We start from the raw sequence: 15,824 nt of genomic DNA, 5'->3' as shown, positions 1-15,824 counted from the left end.
ACCAAGTTTTGAAGTTAGCGGATTATTTCAAGACACCTGACGTATCGTTACGCAACGCCCTTTTTCGATTCGTTGAGGGAGCTCGTCCGTGCCCGTTCGCATAGCGCCTCCCTGCGTCGTCCTGCCGGGGAACGTGGTGACGACCGACGAGATCTGCGCCGACATCCGACGGGTCCACGCCGGCCTTCCGGGTCTGGAGGCCATGCTGCGCGCGGCCCGCGCGACGACGGTCGGGACGCGGCACTTCACCCGACCCCTGCACGCGCCGACCGTGGCGGGAAACGCGCGCAGCGGAGAGCGCAACGACGCGGCCTACGAGGACGCGCTGGCGCTCGCCGCCGAGGCGGGCCGCCGTGCGCTGGCCGTCGCGCGGCTGCGTCCCGAGGACATCGACGCCGTCGTCACCAGCCACACCACGTCCTGGGCGGTGCCCTCCCTCGACGTCCACCTGGTCGGCGAGCTCGGTCTTCGGCCCGATGTGCGGCGCCATCCGCTGGGCCGGGCGGGGTGCGCGGGCGGCGCCCAGGGGGTCGTACGGGCCCACCAGGACATCGCCGCCCATCCCGGCGCCAACGTCCTGCTGATCACCGCGGAGTGCATGTCGGCGACGACGTACGACCACGCGGACACGAGCCCCGCGTCCATGGTCCGCAAAGCGCTGTTCGGGGACGGCGCCGCCGCGACGGTGATCTGCGAACGCCCGGCCTGGGACGGGCCGGGCTTCGTCGTGGAGGACACCTTCGAGTACGTGCTGCCCGACGGCGCGGGGCCCCGCCCGGACCGGACCGGCGGCGCCGGGCCGCACACCGGGGCGGCCCCCGCGGCGGCCGGCGTGGGGGACTGGCTGCCCGCGCTGCGCACGTGGCTGGACGGCCGCCCGCTGGACTTCGCGGTGGTCCACCCCGGCGGCCCGGACGTCCTCGACGGCGTGGCGGCGGACCTCGGCCTCGCGGACCGGGCGGACGGCGGGGGCCTGCGGCACGCCCGGGAGAGCCTGGCGGCCAACGGCGACCTGGGCGGCCCGGCGGTCCTCGACGTGCTGGCCCGCATGTGCGCCGAACCGCCGCTGCCGGGCGCGGCGGGCCTGATCGTCGCCTTCGGCCCGGGTTTCGTCCTGGCGGCGGCCCGCGGCCACTGGTCGGGCTGACCGGGCGAGGCGGGGCGGGGCGGGCGCGGTCAACTGCGGCCCGGCGCGCGCCACTTGTCGGCTACTGGCCGACTAGGTGCCGGTCACTTCACTCGTCGGTCACTTGTCGATGTCGCCCACGACGAAGAACAGCGAGCCGAGGATCGCCACCATGTCGGCGACCAGGGTCCCCGGCAGCAGTACGGCGAGCGCCTGGATGTTGTTGTACGAGGCCGAGCGCAGCTTGAGCCGGTACGGCGTCTTCTCGCCCTTGCTGACCAGGTAGTAGCCGTTGACGCCGAGCGGGTTCTCGGTCCAGGCGTAGGTGTGGCCCTCGGGGGCCTTGAGGACCTTGGGCAGCCGCTGGTTGATCGGCCCGGGGGCCAGGGTGTCCATCCGGTCGAGGCAGGCGTCGGCGAGGTCGAGCGCGTTGTGCGTCTGCTCCAGGAGGCACTCGAAGCGGGCCAGGCAGTCGCCCTCGGTGCGGGTGACGACCTTCAGGGTGTCCTGGAGGTCCCCGTACGCGAGGTACGGCTCGTCGCGGCGCAGGTCGAAGTCGACGCCGGAGGCCCGCGCGATGGGCCCGCTCACGCCGTACGCGTGCACGGCCTCGGCCGACAGCACGCCGACGTTCCTGGTGCGGGCCCGGAAGATCTCGTTGCCGAGCACCAGCCGGTCGTAGACGTCCATGCGCGAACGCACCGAGGCGACGGCGTGCCGCACCCGGCCGAGCCAGCCCAGCGGCAGGTCCTCCTTGAGGCCTCCGACCCGGTTGAACATGTAGTGCATCCGGCCGCCGGAGACCTCCTCCATCACGGCCTGGAGCTCCTCGCGCTCGCGGAAGGCGTGGAAGACGGGGGTGATGCCGCCGAGTTCGAGGGGGTAGGAGCCGAGGAACATCAGGTGGTTGAGCACCCGGTTCAGCTCGGCGAGCAGGGTGCGGGTCCAGACGGCGCGCTCGGGCACCTCCATGCCGAGCATCCGCTCCACGGCCATGACGACGCCGAGCTCGTTCGAGAACGCGGAGAGCCAGTCGTGGCGGTTGGCCAGCATCACGATCTGGCGGTAGTCGCGGGCCTCGAAGAGTTTCTCGGCGCCGCGGTGCATGTAGCCGATGACCGGCTCGGCCTGCTGGATGCGTTCGCCGTCCAGGACGAGCTTGAGGCGTAGCACTCCGTGGGTGGAGGGGTGCTGGGGGCCGATGTTGAGCACCATGTCGGTGCTCTCTGCCCCGCCGCCGATCCCGACCATCGTCTCCGTCATGGGCCCAGTATCCCCTGCGGCCCGGCCGCACCGGGGGTGCCCCGGGGTTTGCGCTGTTCCCCGGGCTCCTGACCCCGGTCATGTGCGGACCGTGCTCGCTTTGTGCGCAGTTCCCCGTGCCCCTGGCAGGGTTGGTGCCGGCCCGCGTGTGTGTCTCGGCTTGCCTCGCGTAGTTCCTCGCGCCCCTGGGGTTGGCTGGGGGTTGTGTAGTTTCCCGTGCCGCTCAACCCCCGGTTATCTGCGGACCGTGCGTGGCTGGTCGCGCAGTTCCCCGCGCCCCTAACCCCCGGTCATGTGCGGACCGTGGTCGCTTCTCGCGCAGTTCCCCGCGCCCCTTGGCGGCACCGGTGCTGGCCAGCATGCGCATCTTCAGCCCGTCCGGCGATTGAGGACGAGCGCCGTTCAGGCGCGAAGGGGGGTCCGGGGGCGCAGCCCCCGAGCAGGGGTGCAGGGGGCGAAGCCCCCGCCGGGGTTCGAGGGGCGGAGCCCCTCAGGGGGTCTGGGGCGCAGCCCCAGGGCTCAGCCAGTTCAACCCGCTGCACGGGCGGGTGGGTGGGCAAGCCCGCCGGGGTTCGAGGGGCGGAGCCCCTCAGCGGGTCTGGGGCGCAGCCCCAGGGGCTGGCACCCTCCAACCCCCGTCACGGGCGGGTGGGCGGGCAGCCTCCTGGGGGTCTGGGGCGCAGCCCCAGGGCTCAGCCGGTTCAACCCGCTGCACGGGCGGGCGGGTGGGCAAACCCCCCAGGGAGCCGGGCCCTCCAACCCCCCTGGGCACCCCCGCAGGATGCGGCCCCCCGGGCTCAGCGGGGCTGGTGGAGCCAGAGGAAGGCTCCCAGGCCGGAGGGGGCGGTCAGTTCGGCCGCCTCGCCGGCGGAAGCCAGCGCCCGTACGTAGGCCCCGGGGTCGGACGAGGCGAGGGAGAGCGGGGGCCGCGCCCCCGAGACGCCGAGCCGGGACAGCGCGGCCCGCTGGGAGAGCAGCTCGGCGCCGGGCAGCGCGCACGCGTCGAGCGCGACATGCGCGGTGATGTCGCAGGACCCGTCCGGCACGGGCAGCACCTCCCGCCCGCCCCGAAACCCGCTCAGCGTCCCGAACGGCGGCCGCGCCTCCCGGGTGTGGGCGTAGTCCACGGCCACCGCGAGCCCCGCCACCACCCGGCCCACCGCCCCCGCCCACGCCTCGTCGCGCGGCCACCCGATCTCCGCCCGCGACCCCGGCCCGGCCGGCGGCCACCAGCGGGCGAGCCACTGCGCGTCCCGCCCGGACACCGGCTCACCCAGCACCTCGGTCCCGTCAGGACGTACGAGCACGAGCCGCGTCACCCCGTCCGGGTCGACCTCAGCGACCTCCACCGGCACGTTGTCGAGCCATTCGTTGGCGAAGAGCAGACCGCGGACCCGGTCGGGGATCTCGGAGCGCCAGAGGACGCGCTCGTCGAGCCCGTCGGGCCGGGCCGCGCGCTCGACGGCGTACGCACGCACCGGGAAGTCCGCGGGCAGCGCGGCCAGCACCCCGGTGAGCAGCTCGCCGCGCCCGGCGCCGACGTCCACGAGGTCGACGGGCCCGGGCCCGAGCCCGGCCGCGACCTCGGTCAGGAGCCGGGCGACGGCCCCCGCGAACAGCGGCGAGGCGTGCACCGACGTGCGGAAGTGCCCGGCCGGGCCCTCGGGACGCAGATAGAACCCGCCCTCCCCGTAGAGCGCCCGTTCGGTGGCCGCGCGCCATCCCGGGGGCGCGGCCCCGGGCCCCTCGGCCGCCGTCCCCGAACCCTCTGCGTCCCCGGCGTGCTGACACGTCTCATCCGTCACGCGCCCCAGTCTCCACCTTGCGGAGTACGTCGGCGGGAGCAGGATCGCCCCGGCGGTTGACCCCTGCACCTATCCGACTTCCCTACGCTGGGTTACGTGCAGCGCCTCTACGATTTCATCCGCAGACACCCGACCGGGGTCGACACCTTCTGGGCCGTCATCCTGTTCGGGTTCTCCTGCCTGCAGATCGTGGCGGGGGCGAACGACCCGAGGCAGGCGTCGGCGGCCGTCCAGGTCCTGATCGCGCTCGGCATGGGCGTGGCCGTGGCGCTGCGCCGCCGGATGCCCGAGCGGATGCTGCTGCTCGTCGTCGTCATGGGCCTGGCGCAGCTGGCTCTGAACGTCAACCCGCAGATCCAGGACTTCGCGATGCTGGTCCTCGTCTACACGGTCGCCTCCGCGGGCGAGCGCTGGGCCTCGCGGGTCGCGCTGGTCGGCGGGCTGCTCGCGGCGCCGCTGGCCCATCTGCGCTGGATGGCGTCCGGGGTGGGGAGCAGTCCCCAGGAGAAGGTCTTCTTCGTCGTCATCATGACCGTCCCGTTCGTCCTGGCCTGGGTGCTCGGCGATTCGATGCGCACCCGCAAGGCGTACTTCGCGCAGCTGGAGGAGCGGGCCTCGCGCCTGGAGCGGGAACGCGAGGCGCAGGCCAAGGTGGCGGTCGCGGCCGAGCGGGCCAGGATCGCCCGCGAGCTGCACGACGTGGTCGCGCACAACGTGTCGGTGATGGTCGTGCAGGCCGACGGCGCCGCGTACGTGATGGACACCTCGCCGGACCAGGCGCGCACGGCCCTGGAGACCATCTCGACGACCGGGCGCCAGGCGCTCGCCGAGATGCGCCGGCTGCTCGGCGTGCTGCGCACCGGCGAGCACCAGGAGGCGGGGGAGTACGTGCCGCAGCCGGACGTCCAGCAGATCGAGGACCTGGTCGAGACGGTCCGCGGGGCGGGCCTCACGGTCGACTTCAAGATCGAGGGCACCCCGCGCCCCCTGCCCAGCGGCGTCGAGCTCACCGCCTACCGCATCGTGCAGGAGGCCCTCACCAACACCCGCAAGCACGGCGGCCCGGACGCGGGGGCGAGCGTACGGCTGGTGTACTTCGACGACGGGCTCGGCCTCCTGGTGGAGGACGACGGCCGGGGCGCCGCCCACGAGATGTACGAGGACGGCGGCGCGGACGGCCAGGGCCACGGCCTGATCGGCATGCGGGAGCGGATCGGCATGGTCGGAGGCACCCTGGACGCGGGACCGCGCCCGGGCGGCGGCTTCCGCATCAGCGCCCTGCTGCCCCTCAAACCGGCCCACTGACCGGCCGCCGGGCCGCCTGATTTCCTGTACGTGCTCATGTGCTCGGCCGTTGTACGGCGTGATGGAGAGGGAACGATGACGATCCGCGTGATGCTCGTCGACGACCAGGTGCTGCTGCGCACCGGCTTCCGGATGGTGCTGGCCGCCCAGCCGGACATGGAGGTCGTCGCGGAGGCGGGCGACGGCGCGGAGGCGATCGCGAACCTGCGCGCGACCGCCGTCGACGTGGTCCTGATGGACGTGCGCATGCCGAAGCTCGACGGCGTCGAGGCCACCCGGCGGATCTGCGCCGCGCCCAACCCGCCCAAGGTGCTGATCCTGACCACCTTCGACCTCGACGAGTACGCCTTCTCCGGCCTGAAGGCGGGCGCCAGCGGCTTCATGCTGAAGGACGTGCCGCCCGCCGAACTGCTGGCCGCGATCCGCTCGGTGCACAGCGGGGACGCGGTGGTCGCGCCCTCGACGACCCGGCGGCTGCTCGACCGGTTCGCCCCGATGCTGCCGACCGGCACCAAGGAGCCCGAGCACAAACAGCTGGAGCGGCTGACCGAGCGCGAGCGCGAGGTCATGCTCCTGGTCGCCCAGGGGCTGTCGAACGGCGAGATCGCCGCCCGCCTCGTCCTGTCGGAGGCCACGGTCAAGACGCACGTGGGCCGCATCCTGACCAAGCTCGAACTGCGCGACCGCGTCCAGGTGGTGGTCCTGGCGTACGAGACGGGCCTGGTGCGGGCCGGCGGCGCCTGACGCGTCCGGCGCCGGCCACCGCGGGCCGGTCCGGCGGGGTCCGGCTCAGCGCAGCACGCCCTCCAGGAAGTCGCTGCCGAGCCGGGCCACCACCGTCAGATCCAGCTGGTGCTGTACGTACCGGCCGCGGCGGCGCGTGGTGATGAGCCCGGCCTTCTTCAGGACGGCCAGATGGCGGGAGACCTCCGGCGCGGTGATGCCGTGCGCGTCGGCGAGTTCGCTCGTCGTGTAGGGGGAGCGGGCCAGGTTGCGGCACAGGCGCATCCGCATCGGGTGCGCCAGCGCCTCCATCCGCAGCTTGAGGACCTCCACCGAGGCGGGGGACGGCAGTTCGGGACCGTGCACCGGATAGTGGATCACCGGCCGCCAGCCCGGCGCGTGCAGCACCATCAGATGCGGCCAGCCGAACGAGGTGGGGACGAAGGTGAGCCCGGCACCGGGCTCCGGGTCGGTGGCGGTGGTGCGGCCCTCGGTCAGCTTGTCGACGCTGATGCGGGTGCCGTCCCGGTCCAGGGCGAGTGCGGACGACACCGATTCGATCGCGTCGCCGAGCCCCTTGCGGCGCAGCAGCTCGGCCTTGTGGCGGGCGTCGGCGGCGAGTTGGACCCGCACCCGCTGCCAGGTGTCCGCGAAGAAGGCCTGTTCGCAGTCCTCCAGGAGGCGCCGCACCCAGGCCCGTACGGTCGGTGGATCGTCCAACAGGCGCCGGGTGAACTCGACTTGGCGCGGTCCGCGCGTCGCCGCGAGGTCCAGGGCCCGGGTGCGCACCGCCTGGTCGTGCAGCGCGGAGGGCGTCTTGACGCCGTACTGGCTGGAGCAGGTGAACTCCAGGGCGGCGGAGGTGAACCGCTCGTCGCTGAGGCGGTCGAGCAGGTCGAGGTCCTCGGCGAGCGTCGCGCCGGGCGCGCCGTCCCCGCCGGGCAGTCCCGCGAACGGCATGAACACGTCGGAGAAGGTGTTGCGCCACAGGAACTCGGCGTCGTGCAGCCGGTCCGCGAGGTCGGGCTTGAGGCCGGCCGCCGTCGCGGTCGCCCAGCCGTGCAGGCCGGGATGGTGGCCCGGCTCGGAGAGCGCGTGCAGGGCCAGGCCCAGCTCCGCGAGCGGGGAGACCGCGAAGTCGATGCGCTCGGGCGGCAGGCCGGTGATGTCGATGGTCACGCTCATGCGCCCATGGTGCACCGCGCCGCCGGGCGGGCCCCCGTCGATTGACGGTCCCGGTCAATCGGCGGCCCGTGGCCCGGTCTCCGCCGCCCGGCGCGGCCCCGGCCCGGCCCCCCGCGCGCCATTTGACGCGGCTCGTCAATCGGCGCGACGCGGCCCCCTGGCCGGGCGCACGGTGAAGCCATGGACGCCATGCAGCAGCACATGATCGACAGCTACCGCGCGGCCCGCCTCGGCGAGCCCGCACCGCCCGTACCGGGCACCCACGACATGGCGGCGTTCCGCGCGCTGCGGGACCAGCGCCGCTTCGAGGCGGTCCTGGCCGGCCGCCCGGCCACCGGCCGGCTGCGCACGGCACTGGCCCAGCTGGTCGCCCCGCATCCGCGCCGCCGGCCGCCGGCCTGCCACTGAAAACGGCGCGCCGCCGGCCGCCGGTCCGCCCTTGAAAACGCCGCGCCGTCGCGGCGCGGCCCCGCGCGCGGCCCGCTACGGCAGGCGGCGTACGAAGTCGGCCACCGCGGCCCGTACGTCGTCGGCGCTCCAGGCGAGACCGGGCGCGTTCACCGTGACCTCGGTGACGGCGAGCCCGGCCGGGCCCGACGGGCTCGCGGACCAGCGCCGGAACAGGCACACGCCGTCCTCGGCCTGCCGCAGCGAGGCCTCGCCGAGCACCTCGGCGTCGTAGGGCAGCCACACCTGGAACTGGTGGGTGTGCGGCGGCTCGGGGTGCACCCGGAACCACGGCACGCCCGCCGCGGCGAACCCCTCCCCGATCGCCCGGGCCACCACCTCGGCGTGTGCCACGTACGTGGGGAGTTCCGGCAGCACCCTGCGCAGGCCGAGCAGCCCGGCGAGGGCCGCGGGGAACTGCTGGAAGAGCTGGCCGCCGTAGCGGTGGCGCCAGGCGCGGGCCTCCGCGATCAGGGACTCGGGGCCCGCCAGGACCGCACCGGAGAGGCCGCCCAGGGTCTTGTAGAACGACACGTACACGCTGTCCGCGAGGCCCGCGATCTCGCGCAGGGGGCGGCCGAAGTGGGCGGTCGTCTCCCACAGCCGGGCGCCGTCGAAGTGCACCACCGCGTCCCGCTCGCGGGCCGCCTCCACCACGGCGACCAGCTCGTCCCAGGTGGGCAGGACGTACCCCGCGTCGCGCAGCGGGAGTTCCAGCATCAGGGTGCCGAACGGCTCCTCGAAGCCGAGCACCTCCTCGGCGTTCGGCAGCCGCGGCTCGTCGGTCGGATGCACCGTGCGCAGGCCGCTGAGCCGGGCAAAGGCCTGGCGCTCGTGCACCTCGGGGTGGGCCAGCGGGTGCAGGGCGACGACGGGGCTGCCGGTGCGCGCCGCCCAGCACCGCAGCGCGGCCTGCTGGGCCATCGTGCCGGTGGGGAAGAAGGCGGCGGCGGGGAAGCCCAGCTCCTGGGCGGTGCGGCGCTCCAGCTCGGCCACCGCGCCGTTGCCGTAGAGGTCGGTGAACTCGTCCAGGTCGTACACCTCGGCGCCGTCCGCGAGCAGGGCCGCCAGACGCTCCGCGAGGGTGTGGTCGACGGACTGCTCGGCCAGGGTGCGTCCGGCGCTCCTGAAGACGGCCAGGCGGCGCTGGTGGGCCTGGTCCGGGGTCTCCTCGGCCGTACCGTCCGGGGTTTGCCCAGCCATGCCGTCCGGGGTTTGCCCGGCCATGCCGTCCGGGGTCGCCGGGACGGGCCCGGGCCCGACGTTCGGTTCGCTCTGTGTCATGGGCGCGATGATCGCCCACACCCTGTGGACAACCCAAGGGGATCGCGGGCCTGGGCGTAGCATGACGGGGCCGTTTGAATTTGGTTTGGCGTCCGGTACCCCTCGCGGACTGGAACGGAAGGCCCCCGCGTGAACGCACCACCAGAGCACCGCTTCGAACACTCCCCGGCGGACCGCCCCGCCCGCCTCGCCGTGGGCGTCGTCGGCGCGGGCCGTGTCGGTCCCGCGCTCGCCGCGGCGCTCCAGCTGGCCGGGCACCGCCCGGTCGCGGTCTCCGGTGTCTCCGACGCCTCGGTGCGCCGGGCCGCCGCCCTGCTGCCCGACGTGCCGCTGGTCCCGCCCGCGCAGGTGCTCGAACGTGCCGAGCTCGTGCTGCTCACCGTGCCCGACGACGCCCTGCCGGGCCTGGTCGAGGGCCTCGCGGAGACCGGCGCGATCCGCCCCGGCCAGCTCCTGGTGCACACCTCGGGGCGGTACGGCACGGCCGTGCTCGACCCGGCGCGGCGGGCCGGCGCGCTGCCGCTCGCCCTGCACCCGGCGATGACGTTCACCGGCACCGCCGTGGACGTCCAGCGCCTGGCGGGCTGCTCGTTCGGCGTCACCGCCCCCGAGGAGCTGCGCCTGGCCGCCGAGGCCCTGGTCATCGAGATGGGCGGCGAGCCCGAGTGGATCGAGGAGTCGGCCCGCCCGCTCTACCACGCGGCCCTCGCGCTCGGCGCGAACCACCTGGTCACCCTGGTCGCCCAGTCGATGGAGCTGCTGCACCAGGCCGGTGTCGCCCACCCCGACCGGATGCTCGGCCCGCTGCTCGGCGCGGCCCTCGACAACGCCCTGCGCTCCGGCGACGCGGCGCTGACCGGCCCGGTCGCGCGCGGTGACGCCGGCACGGTGGCCGCCCATGTGGCGGAGCTGCGCAAGCACGCCCCGGGCACCGTCGCCGGTTACCTCGCGATGGCCCGCACGACGGCGGACCGGGCGCTCGCCCACGGCCTGCTCAAGCCGGAGCTGGCCCAGGACCTGCTCGGCGTGCTCTCCGAAGGGGAGGCGCGATGACGGCCGCCCGCACCGCCCTGGTGCGCACCGCCGCGGAGCTGGCCGCCCTGGAGCGGACCGGGCGCCGGGCCGTCGTGATGACCATGGGCGCGCTCCACGAGGGCCACGCCACCTTGATCCGCACCGCCCGCGAGCTCGCCGGGCCCGGCGGCCAGGTCGTGGTCACGGTGTTCGTGAACCCGCTGCAGTTCGGCGCCGGCGAGGACCTCGACCGCTACCCCCGCACCCTGGACGCGGACCGCGCCATCGCCGAACGGGAGGGCGCCGACGCCGTGTTCGCGCCGTCGGTCGAGGAGGTCTACCCCGGTGGCGAGCCCCAGGTGCGCGTCACCGCGGGCCCCATGGGCGAGCTGCTCGAAGGCGCCTCGCGGCCCGGCCACTTCGACGGCATGCTGACCGTCGTCGCCAAGCTGCTCCACCTCAGCGCGCCCGACGTCGCCCTGTACGGCCAGAAGGACGCCCAGCAGCTGGCGCTGATCCGGCGCATGGTGCGCGACCTCAACTTCCCCGTGGAGATCGTCGGCGTACCGACGGTGCGCGAGGCGGACGGGCTCGCCCTGTCCAGCCGCAACCGCTACCTCTCCGCGGCCGAGCGGTCCGCCGCCCGCGCCCTGTCCCACGCGCTGTTCGCGGCCCGCGACCGGCTCGCCGCCGAACACGCCCTGCACGCCCGGGCCGCCGCCGCGGGCGCGGTCACCGGCCGGGCCGACGCGCTCACCGCGATCGGCGAGGCCCGCGCCGCCGCCGACGCCCACGCGGTCGCCGCCGCCGCGCCGTCCCCCGCCGCGATCAGGGCCGTGGCCCAGGGCGTGCTGGACGACGCGGCGAAGGCCGAACCCCCGGTCGTCCTGGACTACTTGGCGCTGGTGGATCCGGCGACGTTCCGCCCGGCACCCGAGGGCTTCGGCGGTGAGGCGATCCTCGCGGTCGCCGCCCGCGTCGGCACCACCCGCCTCATCGACAACATCCCGCTCACGTTCGGAGCACCGGAATGACCAGCACCGGAATACGGCTCGACGCCCCCGCCCCCGGCTGGGCCATCGACGCGGACGTCGTGGTCGTCGGCTCCGGCGTCGCGGGCCTGACCGCCGCGCTGCGCTGCACCGCGGCCGGCCTGGCCACCGTCGTCGTCACCAAGGCGCGCCTGGACGACGGCTCCACGCGCTGGGCGCAGGGCGGCATAGCGGCCGCCCTCGGCGAGGGCGACACCCCCGAGCAGCACCTCGACGACACCCTGGTGGCCGGCGCGGGCCTGTGCGACGAGGACGCGGTACGCCTCCTGGTCACCGAAGGCCCCGACGCCGTACGGCGGTTGATCGACACCGGCGCCCACTTCGACACCGACGCCTCCGGCCTGATCTCGCTGACCCGCGAGGGCGGCCACCACCGCCGGCGCATCGCGCACGCGGGCGGCGACGCGACGGGCGCCGAGATCTCCCGGGCCCTCGTCGAGGCGGTCCGCACCCGCGCGGTGCGCACCATCGAGAACGCCCTGGTCCTCGACCTCCTCAAGGACGAGCAGGGCCGCACCGCGGGCATCACCCTGCACGTCATGGGCGAGGGCCAGCACGACGGGGTCGGCGCGGTGCGCGCGCCCGCCGTGGTGCTCGCCACCGGGGGCATGGGCCAGGTCTTCTCGGCCACCACCAACCCGGCGGTGTCCACCGGCGACGGGGTGGCGCTCGCGCTGCGGGCCGGCGCCGAGATCTCCGACCTCGAATTCGTCCAGTTCCACCCCACGGTGCTCTTCCTCGGCGCCGACTCCGAGGGCCAGCAGCCGCTGGTCTCCGAGGCCGTGCGCGGCGAGGGCGCCCACCTCGTGGACGCGGCCGGCACCCGCTTCATGCTGGGACAGCACGAGCTGGCCGAGCTCGCCCCGCGCGACATCGTCGCCAAGGCCATCACCCGCCAGATGCTGGCCCAGGGCGCCGCGCACATGTACCTGGACGCCCGGCACTTCGGCGCCGCGATGTGGGAGCAGCGCTTCCCCACCATCCTGGCCGCCTGCCGCTCGCACGGCATCGACCCGGTGACGGAGCCGATCCCGGTGGCCCCCGCCGCGCACTACGCCTCCGGCGGCATCCGCACGGACCTGCGCGGCCGCACCACCGTGCCCGGCCTGTACGCGTGCGGCGAGGTCGCCTGCACCGGTGTCCACGGCGCCAACCGGCTCGCCTCCAACTCCCTCCTCGAAGGCCTGGTCTTCGCCGAGAACATCGCGGCGGACATCGCGGCCGGCACGGCTGCCGCAGCCTCAACTCCCGTACGGGAGGCGGCGATTGGAGCGGGCTCGGCGACCGTGGCGGCCCCGGCACCCGGCACCGACCCGGCCTCCGGCTCCGCCCCGGCCTCCGGCACCGACCCGGCACCCGGAACGGCCCCGGCCGTCGCCACCGACCCGGCGCCGGAAGGCCCCGTTCCGCTGCTCGACCCCGCCGTCCGCATCACCATCCAGCGCGTCATGACCGAGGGCGCCGGGGTGCTGCGCTCCGCCGAGAGCCTCGCCGGGGCCGCCGGGCGCCTGGAGGCGATCCGCGCGGACGAGCGCAAGGCCGCCGTGCCGGGGGTCGAGGCGTGGGAGACCACCAACCTGCTGCTCGTCGCACGGGTCCTGGTCGCCGCGGCCGCCGCCCGCGAGGAGACCCGCGGCTGCCACTGGCGCGAGGACCGGCCCGAACGGGACGACGCGGCCTGGCGCCGGCACCTCGTCGTCCGCATCACCCCCGAGCGGTCCCTGGACCTCAGCCCCACCGCCGGCGCCACTTTCCCCCCGACCGTCGCAGCCACCCCCCTGGAGCCGTAACCGTGAGCACGCCCGAGGAACTCCGTCCCCAGCCGGTGGACGTCCCCCTGATCCAGATCGGTGCGCCCGCCCAGGGCGGCGGCTGCGGCGACGACTGCGGCTGCGGCGGCGGCGAGGAGGTGTACGAGTGCGGGCTCGACCCCGCGCTCGCCGCACTGCTCGCCGAGTCGGGCCTCGACCCCGTCCAGGTCGAGGACATCGCGCACCTCGCCATCGAGGAGGACCTGGACGGCGGTTTCGACGTGACGTCGGCCGCCACCGTCCCCCAGGACGCCGTCGCCACCGGCGACTTCACGGCCCGCGAGGCCGGCACCGTCGCGGGTCTGCGGATCGCCGAGGCGATCCTGTCCATCGTCTGCACCGAGGAGTTCGAGGTCGAGCGGCACGTCGCCGACGGCGACCGGGTCGAGGCCGGCCAGAAGCTCCTCAGCGTCACCACCCGCACCCGCGACCTGCTGACCGGCGAGCGCAGCGCGCTCAACCTGCTGTGCCGCCTGTCCGGCATCGCGACCGCCACCCGCGCCTGGGCGGACGCCCTGGAAGGCACCGGGGCCAAGGTCCGCGACACCCGCAAGACCACTCCGGGGCTGCGCGCCCTGGAGAAGTACGCGGTGCGCTGCGGCGGGGGCGTCAACCACCGCATGTCCCTGTCGGACGCGGCGCTGGTCAAGGACAACCACGTGGTCGCGGCCGGCGGCGTCGCCGAGGCGTTCAAGGCCGTGCGCGACCGCTTCCCCGACCTCGCCATCGAGGTCGAGGTCGACACCCTGGCCCAGGTCACCGAGGTCCTGGACGCCGGGGCCGACCTGATCCTCCTGGACAACTTCACCCCGGCCGAGACCGCCGAGGCCGTCGCCCTGGTCGCGGGCCGCGCGATGCTGGAGTCCTCCGGCCGGCTGACCCTCGCGAACGCGGCCGAGTACGCGTCGACCGGCGTCGACTACCTGGCGGTCGGCGCCCTCACCCACTCGTCGCCGATCCTCGACATCGGCCTCGACCTGCGCGAGGCCGGAGAGGGCCGGGTCTGATGCTGCTCACCATCGACGTCGGCAACACCCACACCGTCCTCGGCCTGTTCGACGGCGACGAGGTCGTCGAGCACTGGCGGGTCTCCACCGACCCGCGCCGCACCGCCGACGAGCTGGCCGTCCTCCTGAACGGCCTGATGGGCACCCACCCCATGCTGGGCGCGGAGCTGGGCGACGGCATCGAGGGCATCGCCATCTGCGCGACCGTCCCCTCGGTCCTGCACGAGCTGCGCGAGGTGACCCGCCGCTACTACGGCGACGTCCCGGCGATCCTGGTGGAGCCGGGCATCAAGACGGGCGTGCCGGTCCTGACCGACCACCCCAAGGAGGTCGGCGCCGACCGCATCGTCAACTCGGTGGCGGCCGTGGAGCTGTACGGCGGCCCGGCGATCGTCGTCGACTTCGGTACGGGCACCACGTTCGACGCGGTCACCGCGCGCGGCGAGTACACCGGCGGCGTGATCGCCCCGGGCATCGAGATCTCGGTCGACGCCCTCGGGCTGCGGGGCGCCCAGCTCCACAAGATCGAGGTGGCCCGTCCGCGCTCGGTGATCGGCAAGAACACCGTCGAGGCCATGCAGTCCGGCATCGTCTACGGGTTCGCGGGCCAGGTGGACGGCGTCGTGCGCCGCATGAAGCGCGAACTGGTCGGCCCCGACGGCGACCCGGACGACGTGACGGTCATCGCCACCGGCGGCCTCGCCCCCACCGTCCTCGGCGAGGCCGAGGAGATCGACGAGCACGAGCCGTGGCTGACCCTGATCGGCCTGCGCCTCGTGTACGAGCGCAACGTGGCGCGTTCCTGAGACGGCGCGGCCCCGGGACGTCCTCGCGGGGCCGCGCCGCCCGGGGCCGGCCGGGCGCGCGGGTGCGTACGCTCCGCCAACGCGCCCGGCATCGTCCCGTTAAGCGGATTTTGTCCCTGTAGGACGTATCGTCACCGCATGCCCACGCCATACGGATCCCGCGGCGGCATGGCGTTCGGTGCGGACGAGCTGCGTGTGCTCCGACGCGCCCTCGCCATCGCCCTCCACCCCAGCGCCGTCCAGGACGAGGACGTCAAGGACTGTCTGCGCCTGGCCGACTCGGTGGACGAGGCGGTCCGCGAGGGGGAGCGGCTGCGCGCCTTCCTGCTCGCCGACCTCGTCCGCTACCGTGACGCGCTCCCCGGCTCGCTGCCCGGCTACACCGAGCTGCTCCAGGACGCCCTGGCGGCCGGTTACGACCCCGGGCCCGACGACCTCGCCGCCCTGCGCGCGCTGCGCTCCGACCCGGTCTGTGCCGCGCTCCTGGAGCGCTGCCGCCGGATCGCCGAACGCTCGGTGAGGGCCCGCCTGGCCGGCCGCGCCGCCACCACCCCCGGCCCGCGCACCCGGCTGCTGACCCTGATCGGCGGCGGCGCGGCCGGCGCGGACGCCGACCGGGGCGCCGGAACCGGCGCCGGCAAGGGTGGCGAGAAGGACCGGGCCGCCGAGCCGGCGCCGGCCGCCCCGGCCCGCCCGGCACCCGGCCACCCCGCGCCCCAGCGGCCCGTGCCGAAGCCCTCCGAGGCCTTCCCGCCACGCCGCCGTCCCGTGCCCCCGCCCGAGGAACGGCGCGCGGGCTAGCTACCCTGTCGGTATGGACTACGTTTCCGCGCTTCTGCCCCCCGTGGTGATGGCCGTCTTCTTCATCGCGCTCGTCGTGACGATCGTGAAGAGCCAGGGCGGCCCCAACAAGGGCAAGGAGGACGCGGCCGTCGACAGCGCCCTCGCCCGCGCCGAGGCCGCCCAGCAGAAGCCCGCCTCCTCCTGACCGCCGGC

At 74.8% G+C, this 15,824-nt stretch carries 15 protein-coding genes; 11 read left to right on the top strand and 4 right to left on the bottom strand.

Annotated features, from left to right (window positions below; all coding sequences use genetic code 11):
* Positions 1-88: 88 nt before the first annotated feature.
* Positions 89-1,147, top strand: coding sequence for a PhlD (locus ACGF3I_RS29110; protein WP_393137129.1), 1,059 nt, complete (start codon positions 89-91; stop codon positions 1,145-1,147).
* A gap of 99 nt (positions 1,148-1,246) precedes the next feature.
* On the opposite strand, the gene ACGF3I_RS29105 is transcribed toward ACGF3I_RS29110, so the two are convergent.
* Both ACGF3I_RS29105 and ACGF3I_RS29100 read right to left on the bottom strand, forming a co-directional pair.
* On the bottom strand, positions 1,247-2,389 hold the full coding sequence (locus ACGF3I_RS29105) for an NADH-quinone oxidoreductase subunit D (protein ID WP_393137127.1): 1,143 nt from the start codon (positions 2,387-2,389) through the stop codon (positions 1,247-1,249).
* Positions 2,390-3,186: 797 nt separating this feature from the next.
* Positions 3,187-4,194 carry an SAM-dependent methyltransferase gene (locus ACGF3I_RS29100; protein ID WP_393137124.1) on the bottom strand — a complete coding sequence of 336 codons (1,008 nt, stop codon included), beginning with the start codon at positions 4,192-4,194 and terminating at the stop codon, positions 3,187-3,189.
* Positions 4,195-4,290: 96 nt separating this feature from the next.
* Between ACGF3I_RS29100 and ACGF3I_RS29095 the strand changes: the two genes are divergently transcribed.
* A complete protein-coding gene (locus tag ACGF3I_RS29095) occupies positions 4,291-5,499 on the top strand; it encodes a sensor histidine kinase (protein WP_393137122.1) in 1,209 nt (402 codons plus the stop codon).
* Between the two features lie 75 nt (positions 5,500-5,574).
* Positions 5,575-6,243 (top strand): response regulator, encoded by a 669-nt coding sequence (locus tag ACGF3I_RS29090; RefSeq protein ID WP_393137120.1) that lies wholly within the window; start codon positions 5,575-5,577, stop codon positions 6,241-6,243.
* Positions 6,244-6,288: 45 nt separating this feature from the next.
* On the opposite strand, the gene ACGF3I_RS29085 is transcribed toward ACGF3I_RS29090, so the two are convergent.
* Positions 6,289-7,401 carry a DUF5937 family protein gene (locus ACGF3I_RS29085; protein ID WP_393137218.1) on the bottom strand — a complete coding sequence of 371 codons (1,113 nt, stop codon included), beginning with the start codon at positions 7,399-7,401 and terminating at the stop codon, positions 6,289-6,291.
* Positions 7,402-7,587: 186 nt separating this feature from the next.
* Between ACGF3I_RS29085 and ACGF3I_RS29080 the strand changes: the two genes are divergently transcribed.
* Positions 7,588-7,815, top strand: coding sequence for a hypothetical protein (locus ACGF3I_RS29080; protein ID WP_393137118.1), 228 nt, complete (start codon positions 7,588-7,590; stop codon positions 7,813-7,815).
* Between the two features lie 75 nt (positions 7,816-7,890).
* On the opposite strand, the gene ACGF3I_RS29075 is transcribed toward ACGF3I_RS29080, so the two are convergent.
* The gene (locus tag ACGF3I_RS29075) at positions 7,891-9,057 is read right to left on the bottom strand and encodes a threonine aldolase family protein (RefSeq protein WP_393137216.1); all 1,167 of its coding nucleotides are present in this window, start codon (positions 9,055-9,057) and stop codon (positions 7,891-7,893) included.
* Positions 9,058-9,267: 210 nt separating this feature from the next.
* Between ACGF3I_RS29075 and ACGF3I_RS29070 the strand changes: the two genes are divergently transcribed.
* From ACGF3I_RS29070 to ACGF3I_RS29040, 7 genes are all read left to right on the top strand, one after another.
* Positions 9,268-10,191, top strand: a complete 924-nt coding sequence (locus ACGF3I_RS29070; RefSeq protein ID WP_393137116.1) for a Rossmann-like and DUF2520 domain-containing protein — start codon at positions 9,268-9,270, stop codon at positions 10,189-10,191.
* A complete protein-coding gene (gene panC, locus ACGF3I_RS29065; RefSeq protein ID WP_393137114.1) occupies positions 10,188-11,186 on the top strand; it encodes a pantoate--beta-alanine ligase in 999 nt (332 codons plus the stop codon). Before ACGF3I_RS29070 ends, panC begins: the two co-directional genes overlap by 4 nt.
* Positions 11,183-12,994, top strand: a complete 1,812-nt coding sequence (locus tag ACGF3I_RS29060; protein WP_393137112.1) for an L-aspartate oxidase — start codon at positions 11,183-11,185, stop codon at positions 12,992-12,994. The genes panC and ACGF3I_RS29060 overlap by 4 nt, the downstream gene beginning before the upstream one ends.
* 2 nt (positions 12,995-12,996) lie before the next feature.
* Positions 12,997-14,022 carry a carboxylating nicotinate-nucleotide diphosphorylase gene (nadC, locus tag ACGF3I_RS29055; RefSeq protein WP_393137110.1) on the top strand — a complete coding sequence of 342 codons (1,026 nt, stop codon included), beginning with the start codon at positions 12,997-12,999 and terminating at the stop codon, positions 14,020-14,022.
* Positions 14,022-14,828, top strand: a complete 807-nt coding sequence (locus ACGF3I_RS29050) for a type III pantothenate kinase (protein WP_393137108.1) — start codon at positions 14,022-14,024, stop codon at positions 14,826-14,828. The genes nadC and ACGF3I_RS29050 overlap by 1 nt, the downstream gene beginning before the upstream one ends.
* 168 nt (positions 14,829-14,996) lie before the next feature.
* Entirely contained in the window at positions 14,997-15,629 is a 633-nt protein-coding gene (locus ACGF3I_RS29045; protein WP_393137215.1) for a hypothetical protein, read from the top strand.
* A gap of 13 nt (positions 15,630-15,642) precedes the next feature.
* Complete coding sequence (locus ACGF3I_RS29040; RefSeq protein WP_393137106.1) at positions 15,643-15,816, top strand: hypothetical protein; 174 nt, start codon at positions 15,643-15,645, stop codon at positions 15,814-15,816.
* The last annotated feature ends 8 nt before the right edge of the window (positions 15,817-15,824 follow it).

Origin of the sequence: Streptomyces sp. NPDC048111, from assembly GCF_043202815.1 — a bacterium.
GTDB lineage: Bacteria > Actinomycetota > Actinomycetes > Streptomycetales > Streptomycetaceae > Streptomyces.
Note: the sequence above shows the minus strand (reverse complement) of the source record. Positions and strands in the feature narration are given on the sequence as shown.